At 63.6% G+C, this 17961-nt stretch carries 16 protein-coding genes; 6 read left to right on the plus strand and 10 right to left on the minus strand.

The genetic code is table 11. From position 1 onward, the window contains the following. The first annotated feature begins 5 nt into the window (after positions 1 to 5). Both WM94_RS13665 and WM94_RS13670 read left to right on the plus strand, forming a co-directional pair. Positions 6 to 689, plus strand: coding sequence for an ABC transporter ATP-binding protein (locus WM94_RS13665; RefSeq protein ID WP_003259775.1), 684 nt, complete (start codon positions 6 to 8; stop codon positions 687 to 689). Then, positions 689 to 3196, plus strand: coding sequence for an ABC transporter permease (locus tag WM94_RS13670; RefSeq protein WP_061551413.1), 2508 nt, complete (start codon positions 689 to 691; stop codon positions 3194 to 3196). The genes WM94_RS13665 and WM94_RS13670 overlap by 1 nt, the downstream gene beginning before the upstream one ends. 125 nt (positions 3197 to 3321) lie before the next feature. Here WM94_RS13670 and greB read toward each other — a convergent pair whose 3' ends face one another. The 4 genes from greB to WM94_RS13690 all read right to left on the minus strand — a co-directional run bounded on the left by greB (position 3322) and on the right by WM94_RS13690 (position 6297). Continuing rightward, the gene (greB, locus tag WM94_RS13675) at positions 3322 to 3795 is read right to left on the minus strand and encodes a transcription elongation factor GreB (protein WP_061551414.1); all 474 of its coding nucleotides are present in this window, start codon (positions 3793 to 3795) and stop codon (positions 3322 to 3324) included. Between the two features lie 11 nt (positions 3796 to 3806). Continuing rightward, positions 3807 to 4115 (minus strand): hypothetical protein, encoded by a 309-nt coding sequence (locus tag WM94_RS13680; RefSeq protein WP_023661930.1) that lies wholly within the window; start codon positions 4113 to 4115, stop codon positions 3807 to 3809. 223 nt (positions 4116 to 4338) lie between these two features. After that, positions 4339 to 4776 (minus strand): DoxX family protein, encoded by a 438-nt coding sequence (locus WM94_RS13685; protein WP_015269705.1) that lies wholly within the window; start codon positions 4774 to 4776, stop codon positions 4339 to 4341. A gap of 114 nt (positions 4777 to 4890) precedes the next feature. Beyond that, positions 4891 to 6297, minus strand: coding sequence for a transglycosylase SLT domain-containing protein (locus tag WM94_RS13690; RefSeq protein WP_061551415.1), 1407 nt, complete (start codon positions 6295 to 6297; stop codon positions 4891 to 4893). Between the two features lie 155 nt (positions 6298 to 6452). Between WM94_RS13690 and WM94_RS13695 the strand changes: the two genes are divergently transcribed. The 3 genes from WM94_RS13695 to WM94_RS13705 all read left to right on the plus strand — a co-directional run bounded on the left by WM94_RS13695 (position 6453) and on the right by WM94_RS13705 (position 9391). Next, on the plus strand, positions 6453 to 7250 hold the full coding sequence (locus tag WM94_RS13695) for a TatD family hydrolase (RefSeq protein WP_015269703.1): 798 nt from the start codon (positions 6453 to 6455) through the stop codon (positions 7248 to 7250). A 218-nt stretch (positions 7251 to 7468) separates the two neighbouring features. Continuing rightward, positions 7469 to 8947 carry a methyl-accepting chemotaxis protein gene (locus tag WM94_RS13700; RefSeq protein ID WP_061551416.1) on the plus strand — a complete coding sequence of 493 codons (1479 nt, stop codon included), beginning with the start codon at positions 7469 to 7471 and terminating at the stop codon, positions 8945 to 8947. A gap of 75 nt (positions 8948 to 9022) precedes the next feature. Beyond that, on the plus strand, positions 9023 to 9391 hold the full coding sequence (locus tag WM94_RS13705) for an Mpo1-like protein (protein WP_015269702.1): 369 nt from the start codon (positions 9023 to 9025) through the stop codon (positions 9389 to 9391). Between the two features lie 168 nt (positions 9392 to 9559). On the opposite strand, the gene WM94_RS13710 is transcribed toward WM94_RS13705, so the two are convergent. The 3 genes from WM94_RS13710 to WM94_RS13720 all read right to left on the minus strand — a co-directional run bounded on the left by WM94_RS13710 (position 9560) and on the right by WM94_RS13720 (position 11510). Further along, positions 9560 to 10357 (minus strand): acyl-CoA thioesterase II, encoded by a 798-nt coding sequence (locus WM94_RS13710; protein ID WP_061551417.1) that lies wholly within the window; start codon positions 10355 to 10357, stop codon positions 9560 to 9562. 77 nt (positions 10358 to 10434) lie between these two features. Next, complete coding sequence (locus WM94_RS13715; protein ID WP_013971887.1) at positions 10435 to 11214, minus strand: CHAD domain-containing protein; 780 nt, start codon at positions 11212 to 11214, stop codon at positions 10435 to 10437. Positions 11215 to 11231: 17 nt separating this feature from the next. Then, positions 11232 to 11510, minus strand: coding sequence for a hypothetical protein (locus tag WM94_RS13720; protein WP_003259403.1), 279 nt, complete (start codon positions 11508 to 11510; stop codon positions 11232 to 11234). A 178-nt stretch (positions 11511 to 11688) separates the two neighbouring features. Here WM94_RS13720 and WM94_RS13725 point away from each other — a divergent pair, with 178 nt between their 5' ends. Continuing rightward, complete coding sequence (locus WM94_RS13725) at positions 11689 to 12729, plus strand: patatin-like phospholipase family protein (protein ID WP_061551441.1); 1041 nt, start codon at positions 11689 to 11691, stop codon at positions 12727 to 12729. 237 nt (positions 12730 to 12966) lie between these two features. On the opposite strand, the gene WM94_RS13730 is transcribed toward WM94_RS13725, so the two are convergent. The 3 genes from WM94_RS13730 to lon all read right to left on the minus strand — a co-directional run bounded on the left by WM94_RS13730 (position 12967) and on the right by lon (position 17843). Beyond that, positions 12967 to 14838, minus strand: a complete 1872-nt coding sequence (locus WM94_RS13730; protein WP_061551418.1) for a SurA N-terminal domain-containing protein — start codon at positions 14836 to 14838, stop codon at positions 12967 to 12969. A 183-nt stretch (positions 14839 to 15021) separates the two neighbouring features. Beyond that, positions 15022 to 15294: an HU family DNA-binding protein gene (locus WM94_RS13735; RefSeq protein ID WP_003259401.1), complete on the minus strand. Its 273-nt coding sequence runs from the start codon at positions 15292 to 15294 to the stop codon at positions 15022 to 15024. Between the two features lie 152 nt (positions 15295 to 15446). After that, positions 15447 to 17843 (minus strand): endopeptidase La, encoded by a 2397-nt coding sequence (gene lon, locus WM94_RS13740; protein ID WP_061551419.1) that lies wholly within the window; start codon positions 17841 to 17843, stop codon positions 15447 to 15449. Between the last annotated feature and the right edge of the window lie 118 nt (positions 17844 to 17961).

Raw genomic sequence — 17961 nt, forward strand, 5'->3', positions numbered from 1 at the left:
TCTCCATGGGCCCCAGCATTCTCGTTGCGCAGAACCTTAGCAAAGTGGTCCCCAGCGCGGAAGGTGACCTGACCATCCTGCACGCCCTGTCCCTCGACCTGGCCCAAGGCGACAGCCTGGCCATCGTCGGCGCCTCGGGTTCGGGCAAGTCGACCCTGCTTGGCCTGCTCGCCGGCCTCGACCAGCCCAGTGCCGGCAAGGTCATCCTTGCTGGCCACGACCTGGGGCCGCTGGATGAAGACCAGCGCGCGCGGGTGCGCGCCGAACATGTGGGTTTCGTGTTCCAGTCGTTCCAGTTGCTCGACAGCCTCAATGCCCTGGAGAACGTCATGCTGCCGCTGGAGCTGGATGGCCGCCGCGATGCCCGCGAACACGCGCGCACCCTGCTCGAACGGGTCGGTCTGGGCAAGCGCCTGAGCCACACTCCGCGCCAGCTTTCGGGCGGCGAACAACAACGGGTGGCCATCGCCCGCGCCTTCGCCGCGCAACCGGCAGTGCTGTTCGCCGACGAACCCACCGGCAATCTCGACAGCCACACCGGCGAGCGCATCAGCGATCTGCTGTTCGAACTGAACAAGGAGCGCGGCACCACCCTGGTGCTGGTTACCCATGACGAACGCCTGGCCCGGCGCTGCCGCCGCCAGATTCGCCTGGATGCGGGCCGCCTGGTGGCCCCGGCGGAGGCCTGATGACCCACATGCCGCTGTCCCGCCTGTGCGGCCTGGCCCTGCGCCAGTTGCTGCGCGACATTCGCGCAAGCGAAGTGCGCGTGCTGTTCTTCGCCCTGCTTGTGGCGGTCGCGGCCAGCACTGCCATCGGCTATTTCGGTGCCCGCCTCAACGGCGCCATGCAACTGCGCGCCAGCGAGTTCCTTGGTGCCGACCTGGTGCTGCAGGGCAGCGCCCCGGCCCGCGACCAGCAGATCGAGGCCGGCAAGGCGCTGGGTCTGCGCCACGCCCAGGTCGTCGAGTTCACCAGCGTGGTCGGCGGCGACAACGGCATCCAGCTGTCCAGCGTCAAGGCTGCCGACGGTGCCTACCCATTGCGCGGGCAAGTGCGCAGTGCTGCGCAGCCCTATGCCACAGAAACCCCGGGCGGCGGCCCGGCACCTGGCGAAGCATGGGTCGAACCACGCCTGTTGGCGGCATTGGGGCTGAAGGTTGGCGACAGCATCGACGTGGGCATGAAGACGCTGCGCATGAGCCGCGTACTGACCTACGAACCGGACCGCGCCAACAACTTCTACAGCCTTACCCCACGGGTAATGATGAACCTGGCCGACCTGCAAGCCACCGGCGTGATCCAGCCGGGCAGCCGGGTCACCTACCGCGACCTGTGGCGCGGTGATGCCGAAGCGCTGGCCCAGTACCGCGGGGCACTGAAAAAGGACCTGGCCGCCAACCAGCGCCTGCGCGACACCCGCGACGGCAACCAGCAGGTCGGCGGCGCGCTGGGCAAGGCCGAGCGCTACCTGAACATGGCCAGCCTGGTGGCGGTGCTGCTGGCAGGCGTTGCCGTGGCCCTGTCGGCTAGCCGCTATGCCGCACGCCGCCTGGACGCCAGCGCCCTGCTGCGCTGCCTGGGCCTTTCGCGCCGCCAGGCACTGGGCCTGTACTGCCTGCAGCTGGCCATGCTCGGCCTGGTCGCCGCGCTGGCCGGCGCCCTGCTCGGCTGGTTGGCGCAACTGGGCCTGTTCCGCCTGCTGCATGGCCTGTTGCCAAGCGTGGTGCCTGCAGGCGGCATCGTCCCAGCCCTGGCCGGCATCGCTACCGGGCTGGTAGCCCTGGCCGGTTTCGCCCTGCCGCCAATTGCCGCGCTGGGCCAGGTACCGCCGCTTCGCGTGCTGCGCCGCGACCTGCTGCCGATACCGCCCAGCAGCTGGCTGGTGTACGGCGCGGCCCTGTTTGCACTAGGCCTGATCATGTGGCGCCTGAGCCTCGACCTGCTGCTCACCTTCGCCCTGCTCGGTGGCGGCCTGGTCGCCGCGCTGCTGCTCGGCGGCCTGCTACTGCTCGGTTTGCGCAGCCTGCGCCAATTGCTGGCCGGGGCACCACTGACCTGGCGACTGGGGCTGGGCCAACTGCTGCGCCACCCCATGGCCGCTGCCGGCCAGGCCCTGGCCTTCGGCCTGATCCTGCTGGCCATGGCTCTGGTCGCGCTGCTGCGCGCGGAACTGCTCGACACCTGGCAAGCGCAGTTGCCCAAGGATGCACCCAACCATTTCGCCCTGAACATCCTGCCGGATGATCGTGAGCCCTTCGCCCAACACCTGCAGCAGGTCAATGCCACCTCGGCGCCGCTGTACCCGGTGACACCCGGCCGCCTGGTAAAAATCAACGAGCAACCGGTGCAGCAGGTGGTCAGCAAGGACTCGGCAGGTGAGCGCGCCGTGCAGCGCGACCTCAGCCTGACGTGGGCGGCCGAGCTGCCCGAAGGCAACGCACTGACAGGCGGCAACTGGTGGCAGGCGTTGCCCGCCGAAGATGAAATCCCCGGTGTGTCGGTGGAGGCGGAACTGGCCAACAGCCTGAAGCTGCAACTGGGCGACCTGCTTACCTTCGACATCGGCGGCCAGCAACGCCAGGCACGGGTCAGCAGCCTGCGCAGCGTGCACTGGGACAGCTTCCAGCCGAACTTCTACATGATCTTCCAACCCGGCACGCTGCAGGGGCTCCCGACCACCTACCTGACCAGCTTCTATCTGGCACCGGGCCATGACCTTGATGTGGTGGCGCTGTCACGGGCATTCCCGGCAGTGACCATCCTGCAGGTGGACGCCCTGCTCGATCAGCTGCGCAGCATCCTCGCCCAGGTGACCCTGGCGGTCGAGTATGTGTTGCTGTTCGTGCTGGCAGCCGGGCTGGCGGTGCTGTTCGCTGGCTTGCAGGCGACGCTGGACGAGCGCATCCGCCAAGGCGCCTTGCTGCGTGCGCTGGGCGCGGCGCGGCCATTGCTGGTCAAAGCGCGGCGGATCGAGTTCGGCTTGCAGGGTGCGGCCAGCGGCTTGCTGGCGGCGGTAGGGTGTGAGCTGATTACCTTGGTGCTGTACCGCTATGCCTTCGACCTGCAATGGAGCCCGCATGTGTGGTTGCTGCTGTTGCCCCTGGCAGGGGCGCTGCTGGTGGGTGGTGCGGGGGTGCTGGGGACGCGACGGGCGTTGAATGCGAGCCCGTTGGCGGTTTTACGCGAGAGTTGATGACAGCCTGTGCCGGCCTTTTCGCGGGTAAACCCGCTCCCACAGGTCCGACACAGGTTTCAAGGACTGTGGTGAACCTGTGGGAGCGGGTTTACCCGCGAAAGGCCGGCACAGGCAACATCACATCACTGCCCGTAGCTGATGCTGTTCACATACCAGGTCGCTTCCCCGGTAGGCGTGTGCACCACCACCTCATCACCCTCCTCCTTCTTCAGCAGGGCACGAGCCATGGGCGAGTCGATCGAGATGTAGTCATTGCGCCCATAGATCTCGTCATACCCGACAATGCGAAACTTCATGGTCTCGCCATCGTCGTTCTCGATCTCCACCCAGGCACCGAAAAACACCTTGCCCTCCTGCTGCGGCGAGTAGGCCACCACCTTCACATCTTCAAGACGCTTGCGCAGATAACGCACCCGACGGTCGATCTCGCGCAGCAGCTTCTTGTTGTACTGGTAGTCGGCATTCTCGCTGCGGTCGCCCAGCGAGGCCGCCCAGGTAACCTTCTGGGTAATCTCCGGGCGGTACACCCGCCACAGGTGGTCCAGTTCTTTCTTCAGCGCCTCATGGCCTTCCGTGGTGATGATATTGGTACTCAACAGCGCGCTCCTCAGCGGCGGGTAATCAGGCCTTGGCGCGCGATACGGGTGAGGTGGCCGATGATATCGGCGGCCTCGTCCGGCGCCGGGGCCTGGATCACGGCCAGGTCGAAACGGTCATTGCCATACTGCGCGAGGTGGCAGCCGGTATCGGCGAACTGGATCAGAAAGGCACGCGCCTGGCCCTTGCGCCTGGACAGGCCTTCAAGGTGACGCAAAAGAGTGGGTTGATGCTGGCCGCCGAGCAGGATGCGCGGTGTGCGGGACGCCTGGCTGGCAGGCAAGGGGCTCAAACAGACACTGGTACGTGGGCAACTCATGGAGCTTCTCTCCGCCTCGCGAATCCCGCTGGGCAGCGGTGGGAGGCGTCACCGAACCAGCGCTTTAGCGGTATTTCGGATGACCCGGAGAGGGGCTTTCCTGCGCCCCGCAAGTAGCTGTTTAAATCGGCGCAGACGGTATGCTAGAGCTACAAGCGGCAAGATACAAGCCTCAAGCCGAAAGTGATCGGCCTAAGGCTCGTATCTTGGCATTTGCGGTGTATCAGCGGGCGATCAGGCGGTCCAGCGAGAAGCGGCCAGCGCCTTCGATCAGCACCGCGACGGTGCCAGCCAGCAGGGCCAGGCCAAACTCATAGCCGTTGTTGGACATGAACAGGCCGTTGCCGATGTGCACCGAGAGGATCGCCACCACCAGGGTTACCGCCAGCACCAGGGCCGCCGGGCGGGCCAGCAGGCCGATCACCAGGGCCAGGCCGCCGAAGAACTCGGCACTACCAGACAACAGGGCCATCAGGTAACCCGGGGCCAGGCCGATGCTCTCCATCCACTGGCCGGTGCCTTCCAGGCCATAGCCACCGAACATGCCGAACAGTTTCTGCGCACCATGGGCAATGAAGATGATGCCGACCAGAATACGGATGACGCTCAGGCCAGCGCCGGCGCGGGTGGAGAACAGAGCGTTGAGGGTAGCGTTGTTCATGTCGAAGACTCCTTGAAGCGAGGAAAGTTGTGTTGGGATGGGCGCCATCATAATCGATCTAATAGATATGAAAATCGCAAAAAACCCAACATAACAATCGACAAAATCGATTTGTTAGCGCTTAGCTACGCGCTCCAGCGCAGCACGTTCCCGATTGAACGCTACAAAGTACTTGTTGACGCTGTTGACGAAGTTGACTGGCCCCATGCCCACCTGCTCCATGGCAATGCGTTCGGTCTGGAAGAACCACTGGTCGCCATTCAGCCCGCGACGCCGCGCCTCCGCACGCATGGCCTGGACCCGCTCGGGCCCCAGGTTGTAGGCCGCCAGGACGAAGGCCATGCGCTCGCGCTCGTTAATCTTGGGGCTGGCAAAGAACTTGCGCCGGATCAGCGCCAGGTAACGGGCGCTGGCCTGGACATTGCCATCCACCGAGGCGGTGTTGCTCACCCCCACGCGCTGCGCCGCCGAAGGGGTGATCTGCATCAGGCCATGGGCCCCTCCGGTGCCGCGCGCTGCCGGGTTGAGCGTCGACTCCTTGAAGGCCAGCGCGGCCAGGTTGAGCCAGTCGATCTGCTGCGCCTCGCCGTGTTTCTGCAGCACCCCCCGCAGCGCGGTGAGGCGCTGGCGATTCTTGCGGACCAAGGGGTCGTGCACCCGGTACTGGCGACGGTAGATGCGCTCGAACGCGGCGTCCTGGTTGTCCGGCGCCCGGTAGCCCTGCAGAAAGCGATCGACCGTGGCCAGCAACTGCGGCGCATCGCGCCCCACATACCAACGCATGGCTTGCGGCGCCCCCAGTTTTACGCGGCTGTCCAGCCTCAGGCGCGGCATCACCCGGGCCCAGCGCCGGGCGATCGGCTGCTCGACCACGGTCAGGTGATAGATGCCGGCCTGGACCATTTCCAGCACATCTTCCACCGCCAAGGTCGAGTCGACCCACTCCACCTTGATCGGCGCGCGCTTGCGCAGCGCCAGCTGCTGGTTGACCTGCTGGATTAACGGGCCGGCCGCGCTGGCGCTGGTCAGGGCCACGGTACGCCCGGACAACTGCTCGACATGGCTGAAACTGCGCTCGCCCTTGCGCCCCACCAGCAGCAGCGGCACCTGGTCGAGCACTGGTGCGCTACTGCTGACCCCGCGCACCACGGCGGGGTCGAGCAGCTCGCCCGGCGCGGCCAGGTCGCCCTCGCCACGGGCCAGGGCGCCCAGCAACTGCTCCTTGGCCCGCGGGATCAGCTTTAGCTGGATCTCCTGGCCATCGTCGGCGCGGGCATTGAGGTAATGCTCCAGGGCACGCAGGCGGTAGTATTCAATACCGACCGGCTCGCCCTTGACCTCACCGGAGCTGTTGCGGCTCTGGTTGACCAGCACCCGCAGCACCTGGCTGGTGCGAATCTGTTGCAGGTCACGGACCTTGGCAGGCGCGATGTTCTGCTGCGGCCCCGGCGCGCGCGCATGGGCAGGCCCGGTCAGGGTCAGCCCAAGCGTCAGCAGGAAAATGAGCCAGCATCGCTGCATGCGAAAACGTGTCCGTTGTCGGTGGGCGGCATCCGTGGGTTGTGCCGCCAAGAGAAATGACGGCAAAAGACCACGGCAACAGCATGAAGTTCTTGGCTTTTTCAGAAAAACAAGGTTTTTGCTATGCTGGCCGTCCCGCGGCACGAGGTAGCACCATGCAACTGATCGATATCGGCGTCAACCTGACCAACAGCAGTTTCCACGACCAGCAGGCGGCAATCGTCGAGCGCGCCCTTGAGGCCGGGGTCACGCAAATGGTGCTGACGGGCACCAGCCTGGCGGTCAGCGAACAGGCGCTGGAGCTGTGCCAGCAACTGGATGCGAGCGGCGCGCACCTGTTCGCCACGGCAGGCGTACACCCTCATGATGCCAAAACCTGGGATGCCGGCAGCGAGCGCCAGTTGCGCCAGCTGTTGAGTGAACCACGTGTACGCGCCGTGGGTGAATGCGGCCTGGACTTCAACCGGGACTTCTCCCCTCGCCCGCTGCAGGAAAAAGCTCTGGAGGCACAACTGGCACTGGCTGCCGAGCTGCGTCTGCCGGTGTTCCTGCACGAACGCGACGCCAGCGAACGCCTGCTGGCGATCCTCAAGGATTACCGCGACCATCTGACCGGCGCAGTGGTGCACTGCTTTACCGGCGAGCGCGACGCGCTGTTCGCCTACCTGGACATGGACCTGCACATCGGTATTACCGGCTGGATCTGCGACGAACGCCGTGGCACCCACCTGCATCCGCTGGTGGGCAACATTGCCGAGGGGCGGCTGATGCTGGAGAGCGATGCGCCTTACCTGCTACCACGCAGCCTGCGGCCCAAGCCGAAGAACGGGCGCAACGAACCAGCGTTCCTGCCAGAGGTGTTGCGTGAAGTGGCCTTGCACCGGGGTGAGTCGACCGAACACACGGCGGCACATACCACGGCAACGGCGCGGGCGTTTTTCCAACTCCCCTGAACCCGACGCGACCCTTTGTAGGAGCAGCCTTGTGCTGCGAAGAGGCCATAACAGCTACTACATTCGGTTGGCCTTACCTGGCCCTTCGCAGCACAAGGCTGCTCCTACACGGGCTTGTGCTTGGTGTTGATATGCATCAACAAACTCCATGGCGCACGCAGGCACAATGATGGCACCTTGCCAATATTGTTCCCGCTCAACTCAGAGAAGACCTGCCCATGGGTGCCTGGCTTAGCAATGTTTCCCTGAAGTACAAGTTCTGGGCCGTCAACGCGGTGGCCTTTGTCACGACCTTGCTGCTGGTGCTCTATGCCGTGCACCTGGAGCAGCGCGCCCGCGCCGAGGCCGCGCAGGCCCAGGCGGCCGCGCAGGCGCAACTGCTTGCTGCCTGGCCGGCCGGCCAGCCGCTGCCCCGCCCGGCCAACGTCATCAGCTGGTCAGCCGGGCAAACGCCCACCTTCGCGGGCGAACCCCTGGAGGCCCTGCGCAATGCCCAAGGCTGGGTCGAACTGCCTGCCGCCCGACTCTTGGGCAACAACCCGCTACAGGGCGCGCAGGTACTACGCAACGGTGATCAGCAAATGGCCGTGCTGGCCCAGTCGCCAAGCCTGCGCCAGGTGTTCTTCGACCGATTCAGCAACTACGCGGTATGCGTACTGATCCTGATGCTGGCCATGCTCGGCGCCTCGCAGTTGCTGATCCGCTTCCTGCTCAGCCAGCTCAACACCCTCAAGGATGTGATGCTGCACGTGGAAAAGACCGGCGACCTGTCGGCACGCGTGCCGTTGGCCTGTGGTGACGAGGTCGGCCAGATGGCCGGGGCCTTCAATGCCATGCAGGCGACCTACCACCGGGTGGTCAGTACTGTCGCCCACACCGCTGCGCAACTGGACTCCGGTGCCGCGCGCCTGGCCGCGAGCATGAGCGACGTGCGCCACGGCATGCTCGGCCAGCAGAGCGAGACCGACCAGGCCGCTACCGCCATCAACGAAATGTCAGCAACGGTGCACCACATCGCCCAGCATGCCGGCGCCACCCGTGACCTGTCACAAACAGCCGACGCCCTGGCCGGTAGCGGCCAGGAGGTGGTCAGCCGGGTACAGGACTCGATCTCCGGGCTGTCCAGCGGCGTGCAGCAAACTGCCGAGATGATTCGTCAACTGGCCGAAGACAGTCAGAAGATCAATGGCGTGGTCAGTGTGATCCACAGCATCGCCGAGCAGACCAACCTGCTGGCGCTCAATGCCGCCATCGAAGCTGCGCGCGCCGGCGACCTGGGCCGCGGCTTTGCCGTGGTGGCCGATGAAGTGCGCAACCTGGCCAAGCGCGTGCAAAACTCCACCGACGAGATCACTACCATGGTTTCGGCCCTGCAGTCGGGCACCCGGGATGCAGTGGAGTTCATGCAGGAAAGCTCGTACAAGGCCGACGACTGCGTCCGCCAAGCCCAGGAGGCCGGCGAAGCACTGGCCGAGATTACCGGTGCCGTGGCGCAGATGCGCGAAAGCAACACCCAGATTGCCGTGGCAGCCGAGCAGCAAAGCCAGGTGGCCGAGGAAATGAACCGCGCCGTGGTGAGTATCCGCGATGTCACCGAACAGACCGTGCAACAGACCGTGGGCTCGGCAACCACCAGCAGCGAACTGGCAACCCTGGCCGGTGAACTGAACAAGGCCATTGGCCAGCTCAAGCTATAGTCACCATAGCCAGCCTCGATTGGCCCCCGCCTGGGGGGCGCACTAAGCTTTGGGCATGACCGAGAGGAAATGCCCATGAGCAAACGCCTGCCCAACCTGCCCGCCTGGCAATGGCGCGGCTACCACCACAACCACCGCCACCCGGCCAACCTGGTGCTGCACCTGATCGCCGTGCCTTTGTTCATCCTTGGCACGTTGCTGATTCTGTCCGGCCTGTTCGGTCTGGACCTGGGCCAGATTGCCGTTGGCATCATTGCGCTGATCGCCGGCCTGGGCCTGCAACGCCAGGGCCATCGACTGGAAGCCGAGCAACCCGAACCCTTCGCCAACCGCAAGGATGCCGTGCAACGCCTGCTGACCGAGCAGTTCATCACGTTTCCGCGCTTCTTGCTGAGCGGGGCCTGGTGGAAGGCCTGGCGGGAACGACACAAGCATCGCCATTGATGCTCCAATCACGCGCAATCTTTTGTAGGAGCGGCCTTGTGTCGCGAAAGGGCTGCGCAGCAGCCCCGGATTTACAGCTTCGCCGCGAGGATTGCCGGGGCCGCTTTGCGGCCCTTTCGCGACACAAGGCCGCTCCTACAGGAAAGCGTGCAGGCCTGCAGGTATCTGCTAGGCAAACACGGTAACCGTCTGCCGGCTCAAGGCCAGCAACTCGCCCTGCGCCGTCCTCAACGCAGCGGCAGCGTGCCCGTAACCATCCCGCGCGTGCTCGGTTTCCACGCAATAACGGCACCAATCCAGGGTCGACAGCTGCGCCCTGGGCTGCATGAATTCGATGGTCCAGGTCAACGTGCTGCCGGCAGCCGGCTGCTTGAGAAACGGCATCAGGCTTGGCGGCCAGGCATCGACCAGCGCCAGCAGGTGCGCCTCGTTGACCGGTTCTTCGGCCACCCCGCGCAAACGTACCCAACCGCCCATTTGCCGCGACTGATTGCCACTGAACGGCAATCCACCCACCGCCCAGCGCAAGGCCACATGCTGCATGAACTCCGGAGTAACGCCTTTGATATGGGGTAGCTCGGGAGCTGCATCGTCGAGCGCTTTCATTTCCTCGGCCGGCAAGGCTGGCACATCGACCACCGACGGCCGCCCTGCACCGAAATTGCCCTGCACCAGCGTCACTACCTGGCCGTGTTGAACAGCACGGCCCAGCAAGGTGCTGACAGCCTTGCCTTCACGCAGCACCTCTACATCGAAGCGGATTGGCACATCTGCCGCGGCTGGCGCCACAAAGCTGATGGCCAAAGAACGCACGGGGCGGTCATCGGAGATTTTCTGGCGCATGGCTTCATACACCATGGCCGCCATCAGCCCGCCAAAGGCGGCGCGCCCCTGGGCCCAGTTTGGCGGGACACATACAGCTTCGGGGTTGGCCCGCACGGCGTCGAGCAGTTGGTTGAAATTCATTGGCCGGCTCCTGCCTGCTGCGAATAAGGTCTGCCCATCCTAGCCAGCAAACCCATGCCGATCAGCCCGCATTTCGGTCATTTTTCGGGCTTTCGCCGCGCCAACGCCTGCTGCAGTGCATCCAGCGTCGCATCCGAATGGCGCTCGGCCTCATGCAATTCCTGCTCCCAGGCGACCCTGCACGGCGCCAGGTCGGCATGCTCGCGCGCCTGCAGCAGCCATTGCAGGCGATCATGCCAGTCACCCAGGTCGCCCTGGGCCTGCTTCAGCAAGCGCCGCAACTGCTTGCCCGCATGGTCGAGCTGCGGATAGGCCTCATCGCCATAGCGCGCACGCTTGATCAGCAAACGCAGGCGGTGGCGGTCGTGGGCCGGGTCCTGCAGCGCCTGGTACAATTTGCGCCACTGCTTGCCCAGGCGTTTGTCGATGCGCTTTTCCAGCGCCTTGACCAGGCCCTCGCGACCGGCTGCACGCATGAACAGCGGAAACGCGTCGACAATCGCGAGCACCCGCGTCAGCTCGGGGCTGGCGGCAACACTGGCGAATGTCCTGGCACGCCCTTCCAGGCGCCGCTGCCCGGCCTCGGCAAAACCATGCCCGATCAATTCGGCCGCCAGCACCTCACGGTCGCGCAACGGCGTGGTGAGGGCACCCAACGACCTGGCGGCCTCCTCCAGCTGCTCCACCCCCGGCAGCCCTCGCAGCGGCCGCAGCAGGCTGCGCAGGCGCCGCAGGGTGGTGCGCAGGTCATGCAAGGCCTCGCTGTCGGTATCGGCAGCCAGGCGCTCGCGGCAGGCCAGCAGGCGCACCTGCAAGGCCACTATCTGGGCAACCACATGATCGAGCATGGCAGACATTGAAAGACGCTCCTTGGTCAGCGCCCGGCGCGAGACTCACGAATGTAGAAACGGGCCTTTTCGGCTTTTCTGGTACAGCTTTCATAACCTTCGAACTGCTGTTGGGTCTTGGCACCGGTCAGCAGCGACAAGGCCTTGGAGTAGCTCACGGCACCGGCAAAGCCTTCGGCCTTGGCCAGGTCCAGCTCCTTCCAGGCGGCATCCAGTTGGGTTGCGCAACTCTCGCGGTAGGCCGTCTTGCCCGCGCAGCCAGCAAGGGCCAAGGCGATCAGTGGAAGGCAGATCCAGGCTTTCATCGGTAATACCTCAATGGAAAAAACATTGGCTGTTCGACGCCCCGGCAGCTGAAAAGTGCCCTGCCCAGCCAGCTTGGCCCAGCCAGTTTTATTACAGTAGCTCAGCACGATGCACATTGAAGCACAGGTGGCGATGGGTGCATTGTAGGACCATGGTTGCACTGGCCGGGGAATGTTCATGAGCAAACGCGTGGCACTGGTACTGGGATCGGGCGGAGCCCGGGGGTATGCACACATCGGCGTGATCGAGGAAATCGAGCGCCGCGGCTACGACATTGCCTGTATCGCCGGCTGCTCGATGGGTGCGGTGATCGGCGGCATTTATGCCGCCGGCAAGCTGGAAGACTACCGCAACTGGATCGAGAGCCTCGACTACCTGGATGTGTTGCGCCTGGTCGATGTCAGCTTTCGCCTAGGCGCAATTCGCGGCGACAAGGTGTTCGGGCAAATCCGCAAGATCGTCGGCGAGATCAACATCGAGGAATTGCGCATCCCCTACACCGCGGTTGCAGCCGACCTCACCAACCAGCAGGAAATCTGGTTCCAGGAGGGCTGCCTGCACCAGGCCATGCGCGCCTCGGCAGCCATCCCCAGCCTGTTCACCCCGGTGATGCAAGGCAACCGCATGCTGGTCGACGGCGGCATCCTCAACCCGCTGCCGATCGTGCCGGTGGTGTCCAGCCACTGCGACCTGATCATCGCGGTCAACCTCAATGCCACCAACCAGAAGCAGTACCAGCTACCGGTGATCGAACGCCCAGCGGCGTTCAAGATGCGCTTCGATGCGCTACTCAGTTCGCTGGGTTCGCGCTTGCCGTTCCGGCGCAAGCCGGCGGAGGAGCTGATACGCATCGAGCAGGAAATCGTCGCCGAAGGGCTGGCGCCGCCTAATCCGTGGCTGGCCGATGCCGCCAACCCGGAAGGCCAGCAACCGGCGGCGGCACCGGAGCGCGAGGGTGCGCCAAAGTCTGCGACCGGCTCGTTCATCATCGACAACGTGGGGCCCGCTTCGCTGCTGGACTTGATCAACCAGAGCTTCGAGGTCATGCAGACCTCGTTGGCACAGTACAAGATCGCAGGCTATCCACCGGATGTGCTGATCAACGTGCCCAAACGAGTGTGCCGGTTTTTCGAGTTCTACAAGGCGCCGGAGCTGATTGCCCTGGGGCGGGAGATTGCGCGGGATACGCTGGATATCCATGAAGGGGTGAAACGCTAACACGGCCTGTACTGGCCTCATTGCCGGCATCGACGTCAAGACATGCGAAGCACATGTAGGAGCAGCCTTGCGCTGCGAAGAGGCCATCAGGGCCGAAGAGAATCTATTGTTCTGCTGGCCTCTTCGCAGCACAAGGCTGCTCCTACAGGGGTATCGAACAGGCCTAAAGCGCGGCGATGAGCAACAGAAACGAAACAGGCCGCTCAAGGCGGCCTGTTCGTTCATGCATCCATCATCTTAGTAACGGGTGATGTCCGCCTTGGCTTCAAGTTGCTTGCGGTATGCCGCGAAGTCCTGCTGGCCAGCACGCGACGCGAGGTAGCGGCGGATCTGCTGCTTCTCTTCGTCGGTGGCAGCAGCGCCTTCGTTGACACCCTTGAGCTGCAGAACCACCAGGCTACCGTCACGCAGCACGACGCTGCCATAAACCGGCTTGTCCTTGGCCTGTGGCTTGCCCAGGCGGAACAGCGCCTGCAGCTCGGCCGGGTCGATACCGTCCTCCCCGCGGGTAACTGCTTCATAGGCCTTCCAGCCCTGCCCTTCGTGCACACTGCCAGCTGCGATGGAACCGTCACGCAGGCCGGCAATCAGCTTGTCCGCCTTGGCCTTGAGCTCGGCAGTTGCCTTCTCCTTGGCCAGGTGCTCGCTGATGTTCTTGGCCACGGCTTCCAGCGGCAGCTGCTCAGGCTTGCGGTGCTCCTTGACGCGCAGCACCACGGTGGTTTCCGGGTCGAGCTCGATGGCGGTGCTGTTGGCACCCTCCTCCAGCACTTCTTCGGAGAATGCGGCCTGCACGACCGAACGGTTGGCAGTGATGCCTTCGCCACCCTCGCGGCCGAACGCTGCGGAGGTTTGCACCTTCAGGTTCAGGTCCTGGGCCGGCTGGGCCAGGTCGGAAGCCTCGTAGGCAGCATCCTGCAGCTGCTTGCTGGCATCTACGTAACGCTGCTCGACCAGCGGGATCTTCAGGTCACGGGTCAGCTTGTCCTTCAGGCTGGCGAAGCTCGGCACTTCCGGCGCCTGCACGCCCAGCAGCTTGATAAGGTGGTAGCCGAACTCGGTGCGAACCGGCGCCGAGACCTGGCCGTCCTGCAGCTTGTACAGCGCATCCTCGAACGCCGGGTCGTAAACGCCCGGGCCGGCGAAGCCAAGGTCACCGCCGCTATTGGCCGAACCCGGGTCCTGGGAGAACTCCTTGGCCAGCGCGGCAAAGTCTTCGCCCTTGGCCAGGCGCTGCTCGATCTCTTCGGCGCGGGCCTTGGCCTGGGCGTCGGTGACCTTGTCGTTGACCTCGATGAGGATGTGCGCGGCATGGCGCTGCTCGGCGAGGTTGGCGATTTCCTTCTCATACTGGGCCTTGAGCTCTTCGTCGGTCACCTTGACCTGATCGAAGAACGCCGACTTCTTCAGCTCGATGTAGTCGATCACCACCTGGTCTGGCGACATGAACTCCTTGGCGTGCTGGTCGTAGTGCGCCTTGACCTCTTCATCGCTGACCTTGACCGCGGCCGGGTCGGCCTTGAAGGTCAGGGAAGCGAAGTCACGGGTCTGCTTCTCGAGGCGGGCAAAGGCATCGACCTGCTGGTCGGTCACGAAGCTGCTGCCGGCCAGGCCGGTGCGCAGTTGGCCGATGAGCATTTCCTCGGCGAGCATGTCGCGGAACTGCATGCGGCCATAGCCCATCTGGCGAATGACCTGGTCGAAACGGTCGGCACTGAATTTGCCGTCCACCTGAAACTCCGGCGTCTGCAGGATCACCTGATCCAGTGCGGCCTCGGAGAAGGCGAATTTGGCATCTTCGGCGCCTTGCAGCAGCAGCTTGCGGCTGATCAGGCCCTTAAGTGCCTCTTCGCGCAGCATTTTGTCATCCAGCAGCGCCGGGTCGAAATCCTTGCCCAACTGTTGCATCAGCTGACGGCGCTGCATGTCGGCCGCCTGGCTCAGCTCGTTCTGGCTGATGGTCTGGCCGTTCACCTTGGCGGCGTCCTGGCTATGGGTGGCGGCCTGGAAAATGGCTTCGAAGCCGGTCAACGCCATCAACACGACGATAAGGCCGATGATGGTCTTGGCAATCCAACCTTGTGAATTGTCCCTGATATTTTGCAGCATGCGTCCCCCAGAAACGGCTGTACCACTGCGTCGACAACCGCGGAGCGTGGGTAGAAACCTGATAAAAGAAAGGCGCATCCGAGGATGCGCCTTTTCTTAGCAAACGTGTCAGGCGGGAACGTTTGCGCCCCGCCATCACCGTGCTCGGACCTGGCCAGGCCGGGTCCGGCTGAAAGAGACGACTTAGTTGACGGCGTCTTTCAGGCCTTTGCCAGCCTTGAAGCCTGGAACCTTGGCGGCAGCGATCTTGATCGCGTTACCGGTTTGCGGGTTGCGGCCGGTGCGCTCTGCACGCTCCTTGACCGAGAAGGTACCGAAGCCAACCAGTACCACATCGTCACCTTGCTTCAGGGCGCCGGTGACGGATTCGATGACTGCGTCCAGCGCACGGCCGGCTACAGCTTTCGGGATGTCAGCAGATGCGGCGATAGCGTCAATCAGTTCCGACTTGTTCACTCTAAGTCCCCTTATTTCTCTATTGAGTTTGTTTCTAAGTATGTAATGAAAAGCTTATGAAACGTGCGCTGGGTGGCCTGATGACAATAGCGTGCCGCTTTATAGCAAGGCCCCGAAAAAACTGTCAAGGAAAGCCCCCCAGCCAAAAACTACTAGTGCGTGCTAATTCTTTCCTTAGCATCGCCGTCGCGCTTTTCATCTTTCGCGACAATCTCCGGAGCCACATCTGGCAAGGGCTCCGGGGCGTATTGCAGCGCAACTTGCAGGACTTCGTCAATCCATTTGACCGGTTTGATCTGCAGATCCTGTTTGATATTTTCCGGAATCTCCTTCAGATCGCGAACATTCTCCTCGGGAATGATCACCGTCTTGATCCCGCCACGGTGTGCCGCCAGCAGTTTTTCCTTCAACCCGCCAATGGCCAGCACTTGGCCACGCAGGGTGATTTCGCCGGTCATGGCCACATCGGCACGTACCGGAATCTGCGTCAGCGCCGACACCAGCGCGGTGCACATGCCGATACCGGCACTTGGGCCATCCTTCGGCGTGGCGCCCTCAGGCATGTGGATATGCACGTCGTGCTTCTCGTGGAAGTCGGCGGCGATACCCAGGCTGCGGGCACGGCTGCGCACCACGGTCTGCGCGGCGGTGATCGACTCGACCATGACGTCGCCCAGCGAGCCGGTCTTGATCAGCTGGCCCTTGCCGGGGATGACCACGGCTTCGATGGTCAGCAGTTCGCCGCCCACCTGGGTCCAGGCCAGGCCGGTAACCTGGCCGATCTGGTCCTGCTGCTCGGCCAGGCCGTAGCGGAACTTGCGCACGCCCAGCAGGTGCTCCAGCTGCTCGCTGGCTACCTTGACCTTGACCTGCTTCTGCCCGGTATGTTCCTTGACCACCTTGCGGCAGACCTTGGCGATTTGCCGCTCCAGGCCGCGCACACCGGCTTCGCGGGTGTAGAAGCGGATGATGTCGCGGATCGCCGAGACATCGACTTCCAGCTCGTCCTTCTTCAAGCCGTTGGCCTTGACCTGCTTGGGCACCAGGTACTTGACCGCGATGTTGATCTTCTCGTCCTCGGTGTAGCCCGGCAGGCGGATGACTTCCATCCGGTCGAGCAGCGCCGGCGGGATGTTCATCGAGTTCGAGGTGCACAGGAACATCACGTCCGAGAGGTCGTAGTCGACCTCCAGGTAGTGGTCGTTGAAGTTGTGGTTCTGCTCCGGGTCGAGCACTTCGAGCAGTGCCGAGGCCGGGTCGCCACGCATGTCGCTGCCCATCTTGTCGATTTCGTCCAGCAGGAACAGCGGGTTGCGCACCCCCACCTTGGTCATCTTCTGGATCAGGCGGCCAGGCATGGAACCGATGTAGGTTCGGCGGTGACCACGGATCTCGGCCTCGTCACGCACACCACCCAGGGCCATGCGCACGAACTTGCGGTTGGTGGCAGCGGCGATCGACTCGGCCAGCGAGGTCTTGCCGACGCCGGGTGGGCCGACCAGGCACAGTACCGGCCCGCGGATCTTCTTGACGCGCTTTTGCACGGCAAGGTACTCGAGGATGCGTTCCTTGACCTCTTCCAGGCCGTAGTGGTCGGCATCGAGGATTTCCTCGGCCTTGGCCAGGTCCAGACGCACCTTGCTCTGGGCCTTCCACGGCACCTGCACCAACCAGTCGAGATAGGAACGGACCACAGTGGCCTCGGCCGACATCGGCGACATCTGCTTGAGCTTGTTCAGCTCGGCCTGGGCCTTGGCCAGTGCATCCTTGGGCAGGCCAGCGGCTTCGATGCGCTTTTTCAGCTCTTCGACTTCGTTGTGGCCTTCGTCGCCATCACCGAGTTCCTTCTGAATGGCCTTCATCTGCTCATTCAGGTAGTACTCGCGCTGGCTGCGCTCCATCTGCTTCTTGACCCGACCGCGAATGCGCTTTTCGACCTGCAGCAGGTCGATTTCGGCATCCAGCAGCGCCAGTACGTGCTCGACACGGGTCGGCAGGTCGACGATTTCGAGAATTTCCTGTTTCTGCTCGATCTTCAGGGCCATGTGTGCGGCCATGGTATCGACCAGGCGCCCTGGCTCTTCGATGCTGTTCAGCGACGATAGCACTTCGGCTGGGACTTTCTTGCCCAGTTGCACGTATTGCTCGAACTGCGACAGCAGCGTGCGCACGAACACTTCCGACTCGCGCTCGGCGGCGTCGACTTCGTCGATCAGGGAAACTTCGGCACGGATGTGCCCTTCTACTTCGCTGAAACGCTCCACGGCGCCGCGTTGCTCGCCCTCGACCAGCACCTTGACGGTACCATCGGGCAGTTTCAGCAATTGCAGCACGGTGGCAACGGTACCGACGCGGTACAGGGCGTCTTCGCCCGGATCATCGTCGGCCGGGTTTTTCTGGGCCAGCAGAAGAATCTGCTTTTCGCCCGTCATCGCCGCCTCAAGGGCTTCGATGGACTTTTCGCGCCCCACGAACAGCGGGATGACCATGTGCGGGTAAACAACGACATCGCGCAATGGCAAAAGAGGCAAGTCGAGGGTGGTCTTCATGATTTCGCCTCTACAGCGGCCTTATGGCCGGAAACCGGTGGAAATGATGCTTGGACCTAATGTGGGGGCAGGCTTGGGAAATTACAAGCGCTAGCGCAGGAAAAGCAGAAAGGGGCCC

The organism is Pseudomonas sp. ABFPK, from assembly GCF_001586765.1.
GTDB classification, from domain to species: Bacteria; Pseudomonadota; Gammaproteobacteria; order Pseudomonadales; family Pseudomonadaceae; genus Aquipseudomonas; species Aquipseudomonas asiatica.

Excerpts from the sequence above, each read along its gene's own strand:
- WM94_RS13680 (WP_023661930.1), bottom strand. The coding sequence starts at position 4,115 with ATGAGTTGCCCACGTACCAGTGTCTGTTTGAGCCCCTTGCCTGCCAGC.
- WM94_RS13695 (WP_015269703.1), top strand. The coding sequence starts at position 6,453 with ATGCAACTGATCGATATCGGCGTCAACCTGACCAACAGCAGTTTCCAC.
- WM94_RS13710 (WP_061551417.1), bottom strand. The coding sequence starts at position 10,357 with ATGAATTTCAACCAACTGCTCGACGCCGTGCGGGCCAACCCCGAAGCT.
- WM94_RS13670 (WP_061551413.1), top strand. The coding sequence starts at position 689 with ATGACCCACATGCCGCTGTCCCGCCTGTGCGGCCTGGCCCTGCGCCAG.
- WM94_RS13725 (WP_061551441.1), top strand. The coding sequence starts at position 11,689 with ATGAGCAAACGCGTGGCACTGGTACTGGGATCGGGCGGAGCCCGGGGG.
- WM94_RS13715 (WP_013971887.1), bottom strand. The coding sequence starts at position 11,214 with ATGTCTGCCATGCTCGATCATGTGGTTGCCCAGATAGTGGCCTTGCAG.
- lon (WP_061551419.1), bottom strand. The coding sequence starts at position 17,843 with ATGAAGACCACCCTCGACTTGCCTCTTTTGCCATTGCGCGATGTCGTT.
- WM94_RS13705 (WP_015269702.1), top strand. The coding sequence starts at position 9,023 with ATGAGCAAACGCCTGCCCAACCTGCCCGCCTGGCAATGGCGCGGCTAC.
- WM94_RS13730 (WP_061551418.1), bottom strand. The coding sequence starts at position 14,838 with ATGCTGCAAAATATCAGGGACAATTCACAAGGTTGGATTGCCAAGACC.
- WM94_RS13665 (WP_003259775.1), top strand. The coding sequence starts at position 6 with ATGGGCCCCAGCATTCTCGTTGCGCAGAACCTTAGCAAAGTGGTCCCC.
- WM94_RS13700 (WP_061551416.1), top strand. The coding sequence starts at position 7,469 with ATGGGTGCCTGGCTTAGCAATGTTTCCCTGAAGTACAAGTTCTGGGCC.
- WM94_RS13685 (WP_015269705.1), bottom strand. The coding sequence starts at position 4,776 with ATGAACAACGCTACCCTCAACGCTCTGTTCTCCACCCGCGCCGGCGCT.
- WM94_RS13690 (WP_061551415.1), bottom strand. The coding sequence starts at position 6,297 with ATGCAGCGATGCTGGCTCATTTTCCTGCTGACGCTTGGGCTGACCCTG.
- WM94_RS13720 (WP_003259403.1), bottom strand. The coding sequence starts at position 11,510 with ATGAAAGCCTGGATCTGCCTTCCACTGATCGCCTTGGCCCTTGCTGGC.